Genomic DNA, 16,685 nt, shown 5'->3' on the forward strand with positions numbered 1-16,685 from the left:
CACCTTAGTGGCCACAGGAGGCGGGAGGAATAGATGGCCATAGGTCGTGGTCAAATTGTGCCCTGTGTCACTCTCGGTAGTGGACGCCGGGTTGTGCGAGGCTGGGGCATGGCCTTCTCACCCAGCCGCCGGATCGTCGTGTTCGGAGTCGACGGCGTCCGGACCGACACCCTCGCGGCGGCGCGCACCCCCCGGATCGACGCGATCGCCGCCGACGGCTTCCACGTCGCGTTCGAGCTGAACGACCTCGCGCCCACCGTCTCCGGGCCGGGCTGGTCCAACGTAGCCACCGGGGTCTGGGCCGACAAGCACAACATCGACGGCAACATCTTCGCCGACCACCGGCTCGCCGACTACCCGGACTTCCTCACCCGGCTGCGCACCGCCTGGCCGGAGATCCGGACCTACGCCGCCGCCGACTGGCCGCCGTTGGTCGGTCCCGACTGCGAGGGCCCCGTGTTCGCCAACCCCCATCGGGTACTGCGGCTGGAAGCCTCCTCCCATGACTACGACTCGACCGGGGCCGACATCGCACTCGACGCCGCCCGCACGCTCGGCGAGGGCGACTACCACGCGGCGTTCGTCTACTTCGGCGAGCCGGACGAGATCTGCCACCACGAGGGCGTCACGCCGAACTACCTGGCGGCGGTGGAGCGGGCCGACGCGCGGATCGGCCAGGTGCTCGACGCGATCCGGGCCCGCCCCGGGTACGCGGCGGAGGAGTGGACGTTCGTCGTCGTCACCGACCACGGGCACATCGACACGGGCGGGCACGGCGGGCGGGACCCGTGGGAGGCGCGGGCGTGGATCGCTGCCAGTGGGCCCGGGATTCCGACGGGCGAGGTGACCGCCGAACACGCGGACATCGCGCCGAGCGTGTTCGCGGCCCTGGGCCTGGACGTCGAGGCGGAGTGGGGCCTGGAAGGCGTCCCGTTCGGCCAGCGGAAGGCCTGACGTGGAGCGCTTCCGGTCCTGGGACGGCACCGAGCTCAGCTTCCGGCTGATCGGTTCCGGCCCGCCGCTGGTCTGCGTGCCGGGCGGGCCGGGCCAGGCCGTCGAGTACCTGGCCGATCTCGGGGGGCTGTCCGCGCACCGGACACTCGTCCTGCTCGACAACCGGGGCACCGGCGCGTCGGAGGTACCGGCGGACCCAGGGACCTACCGGGTCGACCGGCTCCCCGAGGACGTCGAGGCGCTGCGCGCGCACCTCGGCCTCGACCGGATGGACCTGTTCGGGCACTCCGCGAGTGGCGGCGTCTGCATGCTCTACGCCGCGCGGTATCCGCACCGGCTCGACCGCCTCGTGCTGGTCGACCCGTCCCTGCGGGTGACCGGCATCCAGTCCGACGTGGGCGTCGAGGAGGTGCTGGCCGAGCGGGCGGCGGAGCCGTGGTTCGCGGAAGCGGTCGCGGCGCTGACCGCGGAGGCCGGCACCCCGGAGGAGTTGGAACGCTACCGCTGGCTGTCGGCCCCGCTGCTCTACGGCGCGTGGAACGCCGCGGCGCAGGCCCAGGCCGCCGCCGAGCCGGGGCAGTTCGCGGCACCAGCGACCGACGGGTTCTACGCGGACTTCGAGCCCGACCCGACCCTGCCGGCGCGGCTCGCGGACCTGCCGACCCCCGTGCTGCTGGTGGTCGGCGAGCACGACATCTGGCCCACCCGGGAGGCGGTGCGCGCGCTGGCGGACCTGTTCGGGAACGCCGACCTGGTGGTACTGCCGGGAGCCGGGCACTTCCCGTGGGTGGACGACCCGGCGGCGTTCGCGGCCACCGTGGCGTCGTTCCTCACCGGCGCGGCCGGATAGCCGGGTCCCGACCACCGGCGGCACCGGACAGCCAGGGCCGGACGATGGGCGGGGCCGGACAGCCCGGGCCGGACCATGGGCGGGACCCCACCGGGACCGCCGGGGCTAGACGGTGCGCCGGCCCTCGAAGGCCCGGCCGAGGGTGATCTCGTCCGCGTACTCCAGGTCGCCGCCCACCGGCAGGCCACTCGCCAACCGGCTCACGATCAGCCCCATCGGCTTGACCAGCAGCGCCAGGTACGTCGCTGTCGCCTCGCCCTCGGTGTTCGGGTCGGTGGCCAGGATCAGCTCCTTCACCTCGCCGCCCCGCAACCGGAGGAGCAGCTCGCGGATCCGCAGCTGGTCGGGGCCGATGCCCTCCAGTGGGTTGATCGCGCCACCCAGCACGTGGTACTTGCCGCGGAACTCGCCCGTCCGCTCGATCGCGACGACGTCCTTGGGCTCCTCGACCACGCAGATCACCTCGGTGCCCCGGCGGGGGTCCCGGCAGATCCGGCAGCTGTCGTTCTCCGAGACGTTGAAGCACACGTCGCAGAACCGGACCAGCTCCTTCACCCTGTTCAGGGCGGCGGACAGCCGGTGCACGTCGGCGTTGTCGGCGGCGAGAATGTGGAACGCGAGCCGCTGGGCGCTCTTCGGGCCGATGCCCGGCAGCTGCCCCAACTCGTCGATCAGGTCCTGGATCGCACCCTCGTACACGGCCTACATCCCCGGGAGACCGAGGCCACCGAGCGCGCCGGTGATCGGTCCCATGATCTTCTCGGTGAGCTTCTGGGCCTCGCCGTTGGCCACGTGCACGGCCGCGATGATGAGGTCCTCGAGGGTCTCGACGTCGTCGGCGTCCACGACCTTCGGGTCGATCTTGATGCTGCGGAGCTCCCCGGCGCCCGTCACGACGGCCGTCACCAGGCCACCGCCGGAACTGCCGCTGACCTCGGTCTCGGCGAGCTGCTGCTGGGCCGCCGCCACCTGCTGCTGCATCTGGGCAGCCTGCTGCATGATCTTCTGCATGTTCGCCATGGCGGCTCCCCCTCTGTCGGTATCGCCACTCAGCCTATCGTCCCTTTCGGGAGCCCCCGGCCGCGCGGGCGACCCGGCCGGGGTCGGGCAGCAGCCACACCACGATCCAGCCGAGGCCGGCGAGCAGGACGAGGAGCCCGGCGACGGTCAGGGTGACCTGGCCGCCCAGCGGCAGCGGGTCGTTGGAGAAGGCGCACCGGGTGGGGCGCTGCGGGTCGTAGCGGATCCGCCACCCCTTGCCCGCCCCCGGCGGCACGCCGTCCACCCGGCCGCAGCGCACCAGCTCGCCACGGGGGTCGCTGTACTCGAGCACCCAGGTCTGTCCCCCCTGGCGGGTCCTCGGCCCCTCGACGGACACCCCGGTCGTCTCCACGCCCCGGTCCCGCAGGCCCGACGTGACGGACCAGTTCCACAGTCCCAAAGTCGCGGCGAACAGGCCGATCAGCGCGACGACCACGGACGCCGAGTGCGGGGACCTGGCGCTACCTGACAACCGTGACATGCGTGCCGAGCAGCTTGTCAGCGAACGTCTGGCGCTGGGCGTCCCAGATCGGGAAGAACCAGCCGGCGAGCAGCGAGACGGTGTCCAGGACGTGCGCGACGTCGCGGAGCAGCGCCCGCCACAGGCCGATCGGCTCGCCCGAGTCGACGGACAGCAACCGGATCCGCAGCAGCCGCCGGCCGACGGTCTGGCCGGTGCGCCCGCTGAGATACCACCGGTTCGCCGCGGTCAGGACCAGCGCCACGATGCCCCCGGCGAGCTGCAGGTGCAGCTCGGCGGCCGCGAAGACCACCAGACCCACGATCCCCACATCGATCAGGTACGCGGCGGCGCGGAGCACCCAGTGCGCGTACCTGGGCCTCTTGTGGGCGGGGATCCGACTGCCCCGGGCTTTCTTCGCCATGGAACCGAAGTCTGGACCTGACCTCGATAGGCGTCAATAGGCCGCTAGGAGATCTTCTGCGCGCCCAGCATCTCGGAGAGCAGCTTCATGGCCTGCTCCTCGGAATTGAGGGGGGCGTCCTTGTCGACCACCTCGTCACCGGGCTCGTCCCCGGGCTCGAAGCCCTCGTACTCGGGGACGGCCTGGGCCGGGGCGACCGGGACCTGCACCATCGGGGCCGGCGGCGGCTCCTCCTCGTCGAAGGACGGCGGGAGGTCCGGCCAGGGTTCCTCGTCGTCCACCGCCGGAGGCGCGGCCTGGGTCGGGGCTGGGCGAGAGGATGTCGGAGGTGGTCCGGCCTGGGGGCGGGCCGCCGGGGCTGACGGGGCCGGGCGGGGCTGCGGAGCCGGGGCCGGGCCCGGGGTCGGGGTGGCCGGGCGGGGCGGCGGGGTGCCACCGCCGCCGATGTCGCAGCGGATCTTCAGGGCCGTGCCGAGCACCTGGAGGAGGGCCTCCTCCACGATCCCCGAGGCCTTGGTCACCTCGTCGGCCTGGAACTTGTTCTGGCAGACGAGCACGACGGTGATGCCGTCCAGGTCGCGGACCGTGACCTGGCGGACCAGGGCCGAGGCCCGGAGGCTGCGGTTGCGGACCTGGCCGAGGACCTCGTCCCAGGCCCGCTGGACGGCGACGACGTCGAGCGCGCCGGACGGGACTGGCGGGGTCGCCGGCGGGGTGGGGGTCGCGTGCGGGGTCGGCTGCGGCACGGCGGAAGCCGGTGCGCCCGGGGACCCGGCCGGCGGGAGGGCCTGGCCAGCCGGGAACGCCGGCGGGGCGGACTGGCTCGGGGAGCCGGCGGGCTGGGTCGCCTGGCCTGGCTGCGGGGTCTGGCTGGCCTGGCCCGGCGCTGGCCGCTGGGACCCCGCCGCCGGGGACTCCGCGGCCGGGCGGGACGTGTCAGCCCTGGTCGGGGCGCTCTGGGCTGCCGGAGGGACCGGGGTCGGCCCGGCGGCGGGAACGGCCGCGGCTGCCGGGGCAGGAACCCCCGTAACCATATTGTGGGTTTTGGATTCGAGCCTTTCGAGGCGCTGCAGGAGAGCGGCCGTGGTCTGTTCCGCGCCGGGCAGGAGCATCCGGGCGCAGATCAGCTCCAGGGTGAGCCGGGGGGCCGTCGTGCCGCGCATGGTGGCCAGGCCGTCGTGGACCAGCTCGGCGAGGCGGGAGAGTTCGGCGGTGCCGAGGCGCAGGGCCTGGGCGGTCATCCGCTCCACCTCGTCGGCCGGCACGTCCAGCAGGCCCTTGCCGATCGCGTCGGGCACCTGCTGGAGCACGATCAGGTCCCGGAAGCGTTCGAGCAGGTCGGTGGCGAAGCGGCGCGGGTCGTGGCCGGCCTCGACCACCCGGTCGATCGTGGCGAACAGGGCCGCGCCGTCGGCGTCGGCGAGCGCGTCGACCGTCTCGTCGATCAGGGCCGCGTCGGTGACGCCGAGCAGGGCGACGGCGCGCTGGTAGGTCACGCCCTCCTCGCCGGCGCCGGCGATCAGCTGGTCGAGGATCGACAGCGTGTCCCGGGCCGAACCGGTGCCGGCCTTCACGACCAGCGGGAACACCGCCGGCTCGATGGCCACGCCCTCGGCGGCGGCCAGCTGCTCGCAGTACGGCCGCAGGATGCTCGGCGGGATCAGCCGGAACGGATAGTGGTGGGTCCGGGACTTGATCGTGCCGAGGACCTTCTCCGGCTCCGTCGTCGCGAACACGAACCGGACGTAGTCCGGCGGCTCCTCGACCAGCTTGAGCAGGGCGTTGAACCCGGCGGAGGACACCATGTGGGCCTCGTCGATCACGTACACCTTGAAGCGGGAGGAGACCGGCGCGAAGAACGCCTTCTCCCGCAGCTCGCGGGCGTCGTCCACGCCGCCGTGACTCGCGGCGTCGATCTCGATCACGTCGATGGAACCCGCCCCGTCGGGGGCCAGGTCGCGACACGACCGGCACTCGCCGCAGGGGTTGGGCGTGGGGCCCTGCTCGCAGTTCAGCGAACGGGCCAGGATCCGGGCACTCGACGTCTTCCCGCAGCCCCGGGGGCCTGAGAACAGGTAGGCGTGGTTCAGCCGGCCGTTCCTCAGCGCCTGGATCAGGGGCTGGGTGACATGGTCCTGCCCGATGATCTCGTCGAACGTCCTCGGCCGGTACTTGCGGTACAGGGCTGTCACGGGTCTACTTTCTCACGCCGAGCGGCACGCCGTTCACGTGCACGGGTAGCCTGCTGGACATGCGCCGGCTCCTCACCCCCCGGTGGCTGCTGCTCCACCTGCTCGCGGCGGCCATCGTCGCCGCGATGCTCGGGCTCGCGTGGTGGCAGATCGGCCGGGCGCGGGACGGCAACGCGCTCAGTATCGGTTACTCCCTGGAATGGCCGGTATTCGCGGGTTTCACCATTTTTGTCTGGATCAGGGCTGTTCGGCGGGAGCTCCGGGGGTCGGTGGACGCGTTGCGGCCTGAGGTCGGCCCGCTGCCGTCCGGATCCGGCGCGCGGGCGTCCGGCGCGGGGGCGACCGGCGCGCGCCCGGCCGGCGACCAGGCCGGTGCCGACCAGAGCGCGGCTCCCGTCGAGCGGGCCTCCGGCGCGGACGTCGCCCGGCGACTCGCCGAGCAGCGGGCCGCCGCCCGGGCCTCGGCCCACGACGACGACCCCGAGACCGCCGCATACAACCACTACCTCGGGTGGCTGAACGCCCACCCGCACCGGTCGCCCAACGACTACCCGGGAGTACAGACATGACCGAGCGCGCCGAACTCGCCACCGACGCCGTCCAGGACGACGCCGTGCCGGCGGCCCCCGCGGTCACTCTCGCGGAGCCCGGCGTGCCGGGGGCACTGTCGCGCTACCGGCTCTCCTCGTACGTCGTCGGCGTCGCCCTGCTCGCGCTCACCCTGGTGGCGATGCCGCTGAAGTACCTGGCGGACCAGCCGGCCGGCGTCGCGATCGTCAGCCCGATCCACGGCCTGCTCTACATGGTCTACGTCGTGCTGACGTTCGACCTGGGTCGGCGGGCCGGCTGGCCGTTCGGCCGGATCGTCCTGATGATGCTCGCCGGCACGATCCCGTTCGTGTCGTTCTACGCCGAGCGGCGCGCGGTGGCCTGGGTGCGCGCCGCGGCGTGACCCACGGCGCCCATGCGCACACCGCACTGCGGCGCGTGCGGATCACGCGCAGCCGGGTGTCGGGGCACTCTTCTGGCGGCCCGCGCGGGGAAGCTGTCGCACCCCGGGAGTACGGTTATCGACCGTGACCGTCGACGTCGAAAAGCTGCTGGCCGCCGCCGTCGGAGCGGTCCCCGGTGGGGCCGAGCGACCCGGGCAGAAGGAGATGGCCAAGGCCGTCGACAGAGCCATCCGCACCGGCGAGCACCTGCTCGTCCAGGCCGGCACCGGCACCGGCAAGTCCCTCGCGTATCTCGTTCCGGCCCTGCTCGTGGACGGCCCGGTCGTGGTCTCCACCGCGACCCTGGCCCTGCAGTCCCAGCTGGTCACGGGCGACCTGCCCCGCCTCGCCGACGCCGTGGAGCCGGTGCTCGGCCGCCGGCCGACGTTCGCGCTGGTCAAGGGTCGGGCGCACTATCTGTGCAAGGCGAAACTGGAGTCGTCCAACGCCGACGAGCCCGACCTGTTCCAGCAGGACGACGCGCCGAAGTGGCTGGGCCAGGCCGGCAAGCTGGGCCAGCAGGTGACCCGGATCCGGGAGTGGGCGGAGACCACCGTCGAGGGCGACCGCGACGAGCTGGACCCGGGCGTGGACGACACGGCGTGGCGCAGCGTCAGCATGCCGGCGCGGGAGTGCATCGGGGCGCAGAAGTGCCAGTTCGGGCACGAGTGCTTCGCCGAGGCGTCCCGGGAGCGGGCCCGCGCCGCCGACATCGTGGTGACGAACCACAGCCTGCTGGCGTTCGACTCGTTCGCCGGCCGGCACATCCTGCCGGAGCACGACGTCCTGATCATCGACGAGGCGCACGAGCTGGCCGACCGGGTGACGTCGGCGACCCAGGCGGAGCTGACCACGAGCGCGATGGACGTCGCCGGTCGCCGGGCCCGCCAACACATCGACGCCAGTGCGTACGAGCGGCTGGTCGAAGCGTCCGACGCGCTCGCCGTGGCGCTGGCCGACGCCCGCCCCGGCCGGCTGGAGTCGCTGCACGGGCAGCTCCGCGAGGCGCTGACCATCGTCGACGCCGCCTGCCGGCACGCGATCGACGGCATCGGCGACATCAAGAACGACGACCCGTCGGCCGTGGACAAGCAGCCGGCCAAGGTCAACCTGGCGGCGATCACCGAGACGGCCCAGCGGCTGCTCGAGGAGGCCGCGCACGACGTGGCCTGGGTGGAGAAGGACGACCGGGGCAACCGGCGCGCGCTCGTGGTGGCCCCGTTGTCGGTGGCCGGCACGCTGACGGAGACGCTGTACCCGGAAAGGGTCGTCATCGCCTCGTCGGCGACGCTAGCCCTGGGCGGGGAGTTCAAGGCGGTGGCCCGTTCCCTCGGCCTGCCCCCGGCGGACGCCAAGCCCGAGGCCGGCCTGAAGTGGACGTCCCTGGACGTCGGCTCGCCGTTCGACTACCCCAAGCAGGGGATTCTGTACGTGGCGGCGCACATCCCCCGGCCGACCATGTCCGGCCTGTCGGACGGGGCGGCCGACGAGCTGGTCGAGCTGGTGGGCGCGATCGGCGGCCGGACCCTGGGGCTGTTCTCCTCGCGGAAGGCCGCCGAGCGGGCCGCGGAGGTGGTCCGGGCGCGCACCGACCTGCCGGTGCTGCTGCAGGGCGAGGAGTCGCTGCCGCTGCTGGTGAAGCGGTTCAAGGCCGAGCCGGAGACGTGCCTGTTCGGCGTCATGTCGCTGTGGCAGGGCGTGGACGTGCCGGGTGACGCGTGCCAGCTCGTGGTCATCGACCGGCTGCCGTTCCCCCGTCCGGACGAGCCGCTGTCGGCCGCCCGGTCGGCGGCGATCGACGCGGAGGGCGGCTCCGGGTTCGCGGCGGTCAGCGTCCCGCACGCCGCCGTCCGGCTGGCGCAGGGTGCCGGACGGCTGATCCGCACGCTCGGGGACAAGGGCGTGGTGGCGGTGCTGGACTCGCGGCTGCACACCCAGCGGTCGTACGGGCCGTATCTGCGCAAGTCGCTGCCGCCGTTCTGGTACACGACGGATCCGGCCGTGGTGCGGCAGGCGCTGAAGCGGCTCGGGACGAGCTGACGGCCCCGGGGGCAGCGCGGACTGCCCGCGCGGCGGCCCCGCCGGTCGGCCCGTCCGCGCCCGGCGCACCCGATGATCTACAGGTACAGCCCGGTCGAGTCGGGTTCGACGCGCTTGGCGGCGACAGCGTGCACGTCCCGTTCCCGCAGCATGATGTACTCCCGGCCGTGCAGCTCCACCTCCGAGCGCTCGTCGGGGTCGAACAGCACCCGGTCGCCGGTCGCGACGGCCCGTACGTTCGGCCCGACGGCCACGGCGGTGGCCCAGGACAGCCGTTGGGCGATGGAGGCGGTCGCCGGGATCACGATGCCGGCGGCGGACCGGCGTTCGCCCTCGTTGCCCTCGAGTTGGACGAGCACCCGGTCGTGCAGGAGGCGGATGGGTAGCCCATCGCTGGTCTGGGTATCGGTCACATCTGTTGACGCTACCGGCACGCTCGAACGCGCGACTATGGTGGTGTTCAAGCTGAACCGACGGGGAGGTGCACGCTGGCCAGGATGAAGGGCTGGGGCTCTCGTGCCCTGAGTGCCTGGGAGTCGATGCGCGCACCGGTGCGCGCCGCCGCCGAGCGACGGGATCAGGAGTTCACCCCGCCGCCCCTACCGATGGTGGTGGAGCCCGTGCCAGAGGTCGAGGTGTCGCCCGATCAGGAGGTGTCCCGGGGGATCCGGATCGCCGCGGCCTGGAGTTGGCGGCTGTTGCTGATCGGCGCCGCCGGGTACTTCGTGCTGATCCTGGTGGGTCGGCTGTCGGCGATCGTGATCCCGATCATCGTGGCCCTGCTGCTGTCCGCCCTGCTCACGCCGCTGGTCGGTTGGTTGCGCCGGGCCCGGCTGCCCGGTTCCCTGGCCACGGCGATCGCTCTGATCGCCGGCATCGCCGCCATCGTCGGGGTGCTGACGGCCGTGATCCAGCAGTTCGTGAGCGGCTTTCCGCTGCTGACGAAGAAGGCCGCCGAGGGCATCGAGCAGATTCAGGACTACCTGAAGACCGGCCCGTTGCACATGACCGACCACCAGCTCAACCAGATGCTGGACACCGTCAGGACGTGGCTGGTCGGCAACAAGGACAACCTGACGGAGAACGCGGTCTCGACGTTCGTCACGACGGCGCACGTCCTGACGGGCATGCTGCTGGTGCTGTTCGTCACGTTCTTCTTCCTCCGCGACGGCCAGCGGATCTGGACCTTCCTGGTGGGCCTGTTCCCGGTCCGGGCGCGGGAGTCGCTGGGCGGCGCGGGTCAGGCCGCGTGGCGGACGCTGGTGGCGTACGTGCGGGCGACCGTGCTGGTGGCGTTCATCGACGGGGTCGGCATCGGGATGGCGGTGTGGCTGCTGGGGGTGCCGCAGTTCGCGCTGCCGCTCGGGGCGCTGGTGTTCCTCGGTGCGTTCATCCCGATCATCGGGGCGACGCTGACCGGCGCGATCGCGGTACTCGTCGCGTTCGTGATCAAGGGTCCGTTCACGGCGTTGCTGGTGTTCGCCGCCGTGATCGCCGTACAGCAGCTCGAGGGCCACGTCCTGCAACCGTTGATCATGGGTCGGGCGGTGGCGATCCACCCGCTGGCCGTGATCGTGGCGATCGGGGCCGGTCTGGTGCTGGCCGGGATCGTGGGCGCGCTGGTGGCGGTGCCGCTGGTGGCGACGCTGAACACGGGGATCCGGTACATCGTGGGGCGCAATGTCGTGCTCACCGAGATGGAAGAAGACACCGGGTAGCTAATCCGGGCGGAAACTGTCCGGATTCGGTTCTAGCCTGGGCGCATGACAACCTTTGTTCTGGTACCCGGTTACTGGCTCGGCGGATGGGCCTGGCAGGACGTCACCGACGCGCTGCGGGCCGCCGGCCACGACGTGCACCCGGTCACGCTGACCGGCATGGCCGACCGGGCCGCCGAGGCCGGCCCCGACACGGACCTAGACACCCACGTCGCCGACATCGTCCGGGTGATCGAGGACAACGACCTGACCGACGTCGTCCTCGTCGCGCACAGCTACGGCGGTTCCCCGGTCACCGGCGTGGCCGACCGGATCCCCGACCGCCTCGCCCGGGTCGTCTATGTGGACAGCGGGCCCCTGCCCGACGGCTTCGCCCAGGCCGACTTCGGCGGGCCGGAGGGCCGGGCGTACCTGGAGAGCCTCGCCGGGGACGGGTGGCGGATCCCGCTGCCGTCCTGGGAGGACGTCGCCACCACGATGGGCGCGAGCCTGGCCGGCATGGACGACGCGGCGCTGGCCCGGTTCCGGGCGGGCGCGACCGACCAGCCGCTGGGCACCGTCACCCAGCCGATCCGGCGCACCGGGGCCGACGACGTGGCGTGCGACCTGGTCGCGTGCTCGTTCCCGCTGCCGGTGGTGCGCGAGATGATCGCCGCGGGGCATCCGTTCTTCGCCGCGCTGGGCGGGCCGCGGTGGCGACTGTTCGAGCTGACCACGGGCCACTGGCCGATGTTCAGCCGCCCGAAGGACCTGGCGGAGCTGCTGGTCGACCTCACGACCTGACAGATCAAGACCACACTTCGACGGTTACGCCGCGTCTCCGCCCCGACAGCGGCGGCACCTCTGCCGGGAGCTCCATCCTAGCGGCGCGCGTTCTCGCCCAGCCGGGTGGCCAGCTCCGCGACGGCCACCCGCAACCCGTCCGGGACCCGGATGGTGAATCCCCACCCCAACCCGGCGAGCATCACGGCCATCCCGTCCAACCGTTCGGCCCTGGTCGTGAACAGCACCCCGTCGGGCACCTCCACCAGCGTCCCGAGCGTCGGGGAGATCCGGCGCCGGGCGCTGTCCAGGTCGGTCTCCAGCACCACCTCCACCGGGTGCCGGTAGGGCACCTTCGCCAGCGAGTCCGTCACGTGCGCGACGGGGTCGAAGTCGACCGGCCCGGCGAAGGACTCCGCGGCCAGGCGCGCGGACAGCACCCGGTCGATCCGGAACGTGCGCACCTCGGAGCTGCGGTGGTCGAGCCCCGCGACGTACCAGCGGCCGGCGTGGAAGACCATGCCGTACGGGTCCAGCTCCCGGTCGGTCTCCTCGCCCCGCCAGGACACGTAGCGCAGGGTCACCCGGCGGTGGTCCCTGGCGGCGGTGGCAACGGTGAGCAGCACCGCGGCGTCCGGGGGCTCGCCGGACAGCGCCGGCAGCGTGAAGGCCAGGGTGTCGGCCACGGCCAGGGTCCGGTCCCGCAGCGCCACGGGCAGCACCCGCCGCACCTTGCCGAGGGCCCCGTCCGCGTCGCCCACGGCGAGGCCGAGCTGCCGGCTGGCGAGCAGGCCGACGACCACGGCCGTGGCCTCCGCGTCGGTGAACATCAGGGGCGGGAGCTTGTAGCCGGGGCGCAGCCGGTAGCCGCCGTACCGGCCACGGGCCGCCTCGACGGGGATGCCCAGGTCGCGGAGCTGGTCGGCGTACCGGCGAATGGTTCTGGGGTCGACGCCGAGCTGTTCGGCGAGCGCGGCGCCGCCCAGCCCCGGGCGGCCCTGGAGGAGTTCGAGGAACGCCAGGACCTGGGACGCGGACATCAGCCCCGGTAGCCGTAGGGGTAGGGCTGGTAGCCGTACATCGGCGGCGGGGGCGGGGGCGGCGGCGGGGCGACCGGGATCGGCACGACCGGGCTGGCCGACGGCGCGACGGCGCGCACCGAGCGGTCCGGGAACACCAGGTGGTAGACGGAGCCGTCCCAGCGGCCCTGCGGGGTGAGCGGGTCGCGGCCGGTGAACACGTTGCGGTACGCCGCGAGGTCGTGCAGCAGCCGCAGCTCCTCGGCCGCGAAGTCCGGGCCGGCCAGCCCGCGCTCGGCCCCGTCGCGGAGCAGGGCGAGCTTGGTGGCCGTGTCCTGGTAGCCGCGCATGGCCTGCGCGCCGGACGCGCCGGCGACCCGGCGGGCCCAGTACCGCGCGGTGAGGCGCCGGCCGACGGTGATCAGGGACGCCACCTCCGGCGGGGTCATCCACGCCGTCCGCACGTACGCCGGCAGCACCCGGCCGGCGATCCGGCCGTCCTGGGCCCTGGTCCACAGGGCGAATCCGAAGACGCCGAAGAAGATCGGCACCATCAGGCCGAAGTAGCCGTACAGGAACACGAGCTGGTTGTGGGCGCTGAGCGTCGCCATCAGGTTCCACGTGCCGTGCAGCATCATGGCCATCATCAGGCCGGACAACGGCAGCAGGGTACGGGTGACCTTGTTGGAGCTGCGCGCGGCGAAGCCGACGGCGATGCCCGTCATCGACGTGAACAGCGGGTGCGCGAAGCCGGACATCACCACCCGGACGACGAACAGCACGACCACGCTGATCGCACCCTGGGACACCAGGCCGGTGTCCGCGGACGTCCGCACGTAGATGCCGCCCATGTAGAGGATGTTCTCCATCATGGCGAACCCGACGGCGGAGAGTCCGAAGTAGACGATCCCGTCGGTGGGGCCGGAGAAGGACCGCTTCACGAAGATGTACAGCAGCAGCGGGCCGAGCGCCTTCATCGACTCCTCGATGAACGGCGCGACGAGGGTCGCCACATGGCTGCCGGAGACCCCGAGGTTCGGGAACACCCACTCGCCCATCAGCGTGTTGACCACCAACGCGACCGCGGTGGCGACGCACGCCCCCCACGCGAAGCAGAAGGCGAGGCGCTTCCACGGCTCCGGCTCGTACCGGTCGAGCCAGAGGAACGCTGAGACCAGCAGCGGGACGGGGAGGATCGCGCCGGCCAGCCCGACGAGGGTGGGGCCGACGCCGTAGGCGAAGCCCAGGTAGAGCAGCATCGCGATGCCACCGGCCGCGATCACCACCACCGCGATGATCATGACGATCAGGCGTTTCCAGTCGAAGCGCCTCGGCGGCGGGGGCGGCGGACCGTAGTGCACGTCACCCTGTGCGAGCTCTGCCATGGGCTCAGCTTATGCGGTAACCTCTCGGCAGGTCATGAGCGCCAGCGACAAGCCCCGGCTCGCTGGCCGGCAACCCTCCACCGCGGTGGGGTGCCCCGGGTGAGGACCAGGTCCAGCATTCGTTCGTGCTGGTCAAGCGCGGACCCCGGCACATTCCCCGAGGTCCCTGAGACCTCGGAGGATTCTCCATGTCCGCCCTCACCGCCACCCGCGCAGACCTCTCCGTCCTCGGCGCGGACGTCACGGTCAAGCTCGCCGACGGCACCCACGTCCCGTACGCCAACTTCGACTACGCCGCCACCGCCCCGTGCGCCTCGGCCGCCGCCCGGGCGGTGAACGAGATCCTGCCGCACTACGCGAGCGTGCACCGGGGCGCCGGCCAGCTCTCCCAGCTGTGTACGAAGCGGTACGAGGAGGCCCGCGAGACCCTCCGCGAGTTCGTCGGCTGCCGGCCGGACGACAACCTGATCTTCACCCGCAACACGACCGACGCGCTGAACCTGCTCGCGCACGCCGTGCCGGCCGGCACCACGGTCCTGGCGTTCGCCGCCGAGCACCACGCGAACCTGCTGCCGTGGAAGCGCACGGTCCGGCTGCCCTCGCCGTCCTCGCCGTCCGGGGCCGTGACCGCCGTGCACTCGGCGCTGCGCGAGCTGCGCCGCACCGAGGCCGACAGCCCGCTGCTGCTGTCGGTGACCGGCGCGTCCAACGTGACCGGCGAGCTGTGGCCGATCCGCGAACTGGCCGCCGCCGCGCACCTCTACGGCGCGCGGATCTGCGTGGACGCCGCCCAGCTCGCCCCGCACCGGGCGGTGGACATCGCCGAGCTGGGCGTCGACTACCTCGTGCTCAGCGGCCACAAGCTGTACGCGCCGTTCGGGGCCGGGGTGCTCGCCGGGCGGGCCGACTGGCTGGACGCCGCGGAGCCGTACCTGGTCGGCGGCGGCGCGACCGCGCACGTCGGCGACGCCACCCACGACGTGCGGTGGGCGGCCGGCGCCGCCCGGCACGAGGCCGGCACCCCCAACCTGCTGGGCGCGGTGTCCCTGGCCGCGGTGTGCACCGAGCTGGCGCTGGCCGACCGCGCCGAGGTCGAGGCCGAGGAGGAGGCGCTGACCGCCCGGCTGCGCTCCGGCCTGGCCGCGATCGACGGCGTGCACGACCTGAATCTGTTCGGACCCGAACACCCGAGGATCGGCGTGGTCGCGTTCGTGGTCGACGGTGTGCCGTCGTCGCGGGTCGCGGCCCGGCTGGCCACCGAGTTCGGAATCGGCGTGCGCGACGGGCTGTTCTGCGCGCACCCACTGACCCGCCGACTGCTGGGCGCCCGGGCGGGGCGCTCAGCAGTCGGCGCCTGTAGTGACGCGCCACGGGGCGTGGCGCACTGCGGGGACGAGAACATCCCGGACGTCACAGCCGTCCGGGCGAGCCTCGGCCTCGGGAGCACCATCGAGCAGGTGGACAGGTTGATCTACGCGGTACGGTCGATCGCGTGACTGACATGACCTACCGCCCACTGGGCAACTCCGGCCTGATTGTCTCCGTCGTGGGCCTCGGCTGCAACAACTTCGGACGTCCCGGCTCGGTGACCGAGGGCGTCGATGGCACCCGCGCGGTGGTCGACGCCGCGATCGACGCCGGCATCACCCTCTTCGACACCGCCGACATCTACGGCACCCCCGGCCGCTCGGAATCCCTGCTGGGCGAGGTGCTCGGCGAGCGGCGCGACCAGATCGTGCTGGCGACCAAGTTCGGCATGGACATGCAGGGCCTCAACGGGCCGGACTGGGGCGCGCGCGGCTCGCGGCGGTACGTCCGGCTGGCCGTCGAGGCGTCACTGCGCCGGCTGGGCACGGACTGGATCGACCTGTACCAGTACCACGAGCCCGACGGGGTGACCCCGATCCAGGAGACCCTGGCCGCCCTCGACGAGCTGGTGGTGGAGGGCAAGGTCCGCTACATCGGCAGCTCGAACTTCTCCGGCTGGCAGGTCGCCCAGGCCGACTACGAGGCGACCGGCGCGCGGTTCATCAGCGCCCAGAACGAGTATTCGCTGCTCAACCGGGCTATCGAGACCGAGCTGGTGCCGGCGTGCGAGGAGTTCGGGGTCGGCATCCTGCCGTACTTCCCGCTCAAGTCGGGGCTGCTCACCGGCAAGTACGCCCGCGACGAGGCCCCGGCGGCCGGCACCCGGCTGGCCAACCGCCCGCACGTGCACGCCGGCGCCGACTGGGACCTGATCGACCGGATCGCGACATTCGCCGCCGAACGCGGCGTCGGGATGCTCGACGTGGCGATCGGCGGGCTCGCCGCCCAGCCGGCCGTCGCGTCGGTGATCGCCGGGGCCACCAGCGCCGCCCAGGTGGTCGCCAATGTCGCGGCCGGCACCTGGGCCCCGGCCCCGGAGGAGCTCGCGGCACTCAACGCGCTGTAGCACCGGTACCCGTCGGCCAATTCGCCTGCTGGTCCGCTCTTTTCCCCCGAGTGGACCAGCGGCCGATGGGGTACGTTCTAGGTGTGCTGCCGCCGGAGCTAGACATCTCCGTCCGTCACGACACCAGCGAGACCGTCGTGGCGCTCATCGGTGAGATCGATATCAGCACCGTGTCCCAGCTCAGTGCCGCCGTGGAGAAGGCGCTCGTCGACACGCCGGCCTCCCGGCTGATCCTGGACCTGGAGAAGGTCACCTTCTGCGACTCCCAGGGCCTGGGCACCCTCGTCGTGCTCAACCGGGCCGCCGCCCGGTCCCAGCACGCCCTGATCCTGGTCAATGTCGGCGACTTCCTGCACCGGCTGCTGGACGTCACCGGCCTCAAGCAGGCGTTCTACATCCGGGACTGAGCGGCCC

18 protein-coding genes and 1 riboswitch are annotated in these 16,685 nt (G+C 72.6%); of the genes, 10 read left to right on the top strand and 8 right to left on the bottom strand.

Features of this window, described 5'->3' with window-relative positions; genetic code table 11:
* Positions 1-108 precede the first annotated feature (108 nt).
* Together IW245_RS27580 and IW245_RS27585 are read left to right on the top strand one after the other, a co-directional pair.
* Positions 109-954 (top strand): alkaline phosphatase family protein, encoded by an 846-nt coding sequence (locus IW245_RS27580; RefSeq protein WP_197006068.1) that lies wholly within the window; start codon positions 109-111, stop codon positions 952-954.
* Positions 955-1,003: 49 nt separating this feature from the next.
* Positions 1,004-1,804, top strand: coding sequence for an alpha/beta fold hydrolase (locus tag IW245_RS27585; RefSeq protein ID WP_233472950.1), 801 nt, complete (start codon positions 1,004-1,006; stop codon positions 1,802-1,804).
* A gap of 105 nt (positions 1,805-1,909) precedes the next feature.
* Here the strand turns inward: IW245_RS27585 and recR are convergent, their stop codons facing one another.
* Genes recR through IW245_RS27610 form a run of 5 tightly spaced genes read right to left on the bottom strand, consistent with a single transcriptional unit; the run spans position 1,910 to position 5,921 of the window.
* On the bottom strand, positions 1,910-2,503 hold the full coding sequence (gene recR / locus IW245_RS27590; protein WP_197006070.1) for a recombination mediator RecR: 594 nt from the start codon (positions 2,501-2,503) through the stop codon (positions 1,910-1,912).
* 3 nt (positions 2,504-2,506) lie between these two features.
* Positions 2,507-2,815 (bottom strand): YbaB/EbfC family nucleoid-associated protein, encoded by a 309-nt coding sequence (locus tag IW245_RS27595; RefSeq protein WP_197008709.1) that lies wholly within the window; start codon positions 2,813-2,815, stop codon positions 2,507-2,509.
* A gap of 43 nt (positions 2,816-2,858) precedes the next feature.
* A complete protein-coding gene (locus IW245_RS27600; RefSeq protein ID WP_197006071.1) occupies positions 2,859-3,326 on the bottom strand; it encodes a DUF3592 domain-containing protein in 468 nt (155 codons plus the stop codon).
* Positions 3,307-3,729 carry an RDD family protein gene (locus IW245_RS27605; protein ID WP_197006072.1) on the bottom strand — a complete coding sequence of 141 codons (423 nt, stop codon included), beginning with the start codon at positions 3,727-3,729 and terminating at the stop codon, positions 3,307-3,309. Before IW245_RS27605 ends, IW245_RS27600 begins: the two co-directional genes overlap by 20 nt.
* Before the next feature lie 44 nt (positions 3,730-3,773).
* Positions 3,774-5,921, bottom strand: a complete 2,148-nt coding sequence (locus IW245_RS27610) for a DNA polymerase III subunit gamma and tau (RefSeq protein ID WP_197006073.1) — start codon at positions 5,919-5,921, stop codon at positions 3,774-3,776.
* Between the two features lie 59 nt (positions 5,922-5,980).
* On the opposite strand from IW245_RS27610, the gene IW245_RS27615 reads away from it, so the two are divergent.
* The 3 genes from IW245_RS27615 to IW245_RS27625 all read left to right on the top strand — a co-directional run bounded on the left by IW245_RS27615 (position 5,981) and on the right by IW245_RS27625 (position 8,953).
* Positions 5,981-6,490: a hypothetical protein gene (locus IW245_RS27615; protein ID WP_197006074.1), complete on the top strand. Its 510-nt coding sequence runs from the start codon at positions 5,981-5,983 to the stop codon at positions 6,488-6,490.
* Entirely contained in the window at positions 6,487-6,873 is a 387-nt protein-coding gene (locus IW245_RS27620; protein WP_307788920.1) for a DUF3817 domain-containing protein, read from the top strand. The genes IW245_RS27615 and IW245_RS27620 overlap by 4 nt, the downstream gene beginning before the upstream one ends.
* Before the next feature lie 205 nt (positions 6,874-7,078).
* Positions 7,079-8,953 (top strand): ATP-dependent DNA helicase, encoded by a 1,875-nt coding sequence (locus IW245_RS27625; protein ID WP_231400309.1) that lies wholly within the window; start codon positions 7,079-7,081, stop codon positions 8,951-8,953.
* A 77-nt stretch (positions 8,954-9,030) separates the two neighbouring features.
* Here the strand turns inward: IW245_RS27625 and IW245_RS27630 are convergent, their stop codons facing one another.
* Entirely contained in the window at positions 9,031-9,366 is a 336-nt protein-coding gene (locus IW245_RS27630; RefSeq protein WP_197006075.1) for a GroES family chaperonin, read from the bottom strand.
* An 84-nt stretch (positions 9,367-9,450) separates the two neighbouring features.
* Between IW245_RS27630 and IW245_RS27635 the strand changes: the two genes are divergently transcribed.
* Positions 9,451-10,671, top strand: coding sequence for an AI-2E family transporter (locus tag IW245_RS27635; protein WP_197006076.1), 1,221 nt, complete (start codon positions 9,451-9,453; stop codon positions 10,669-10,671).
* 45 nt (positions 10,672-10,716) lie between these two features.
* Positions 10,717-11,454 carry an alpha/beta fold hydrolase gene (locus IW245_RS27640; protein WP_197006077.1) on the top strand — a complete coding sequence of 246 codons (738 nt, stop codon included), beginning with the start codon at positions 10,717-10,719 and terminating at the stop codon, positions 11,452-11,454.
* A 77-nt stretch (positions 11,455-11,531) separates the two neighbouring features.
* Here the strand turns inward: IW245_RS27640 and IW245_RS27645 are convergent, their stop codons facing one another.
* Together IW245_RS27645 and IW245_RS27650 are read right to left on the bottom strand one after the other, a co-directional pair.
* Positions 11,532-12,473, bottom strand: a complete 942-nt coding sequence (locus IW245_RS27645) for a helix-turn-helix transcriptional regulator (RefSeq protein WP_197006078.1) — start codon at positions 12,471-12,473, stop codon at positions 11,532-11,534.
* The gene (locus IW245_RS27650) at positions 12,473-13,837 is read right to left on the bottom strand and encodes a PrsW family intramembrane metalloprotease (RefSeq protein WP_197006079.1); all 1,365 of its coding nucleotides are present in this window, start codon (positions 13,835-13,837) and stop codon (positions 12,473-12,475) included. Before IW245_RS27650 ends, IW245_RS27645 begins: the two co-directional genes overlap by 1 nt.
* Before the next feature lie 30 nt (positions 13,838-13,867).
* A riboswitch (SAM riboswitch) is annotated at positions 13,868-13,982 on the top strand.
* A 43-nt stretch (positions 13,983-14,025) separates the two neighbouring features.
* Between IW245_RS27650 and IW245_RS27655 the strand changes: the two genes are divergently transcribed.
* The 3 genes from IW245_RS27655 to IW245_RS27665 all read left to right on the top strand — a co-directional run bounded on the left by IW245_RS27655 (position 14,026) and on the right by IW245_RS27665 (position 16,678).
* Complete coding sequence (locus IW245_RS27655; RefSeq protein ID WP_197006080.1) at positions 14,026-15,333, top strand: aminotransferase class V-fold PLP-dependent enzyme; 1,308 nt, start codon at positions 14,026-14,028, stop codon at positions 15,331-15,333.
* Positions 15,334-15,338: 5 nt separating this feature from the next.
* The gene (locus tag IW245_RS27660; protein ID WP_197008712.1) at positions 15,339-16,271 is read left to right on the top strand and encodes an aldo/keto reductase; all 933 of its coding nucleotides are present in this window, start codon (positions 15,339-15,341) and stop codon (positions 16,269-16,271) included.
* A 65-nt stretch (positions 16,272-16,336) separates the two neighbouring features.
* The gene (locus IW245_RS27665) at positions 16,337-16,678 is read left to right on the top strand and encodes an STAS domain-containing protein (protein ID WP_197006081.1); all 342 of its coding nucleotides are present in this window, start codon (positions 16,337-16,339) and stop codon (positions 16,676-16,678) included.
* Positions 16,679-16,685 lie beyond the last annotated feature (7 nt).

Source organism: Longispora fulva (assembly GCF_015751905.1).
Classification (GTDB): domain Bacteria; phylum Actinomycetota; class Actinomycetes; order Mycobacteriales; family Micromonosporaceae; genus Longispora; species Longispora fulva.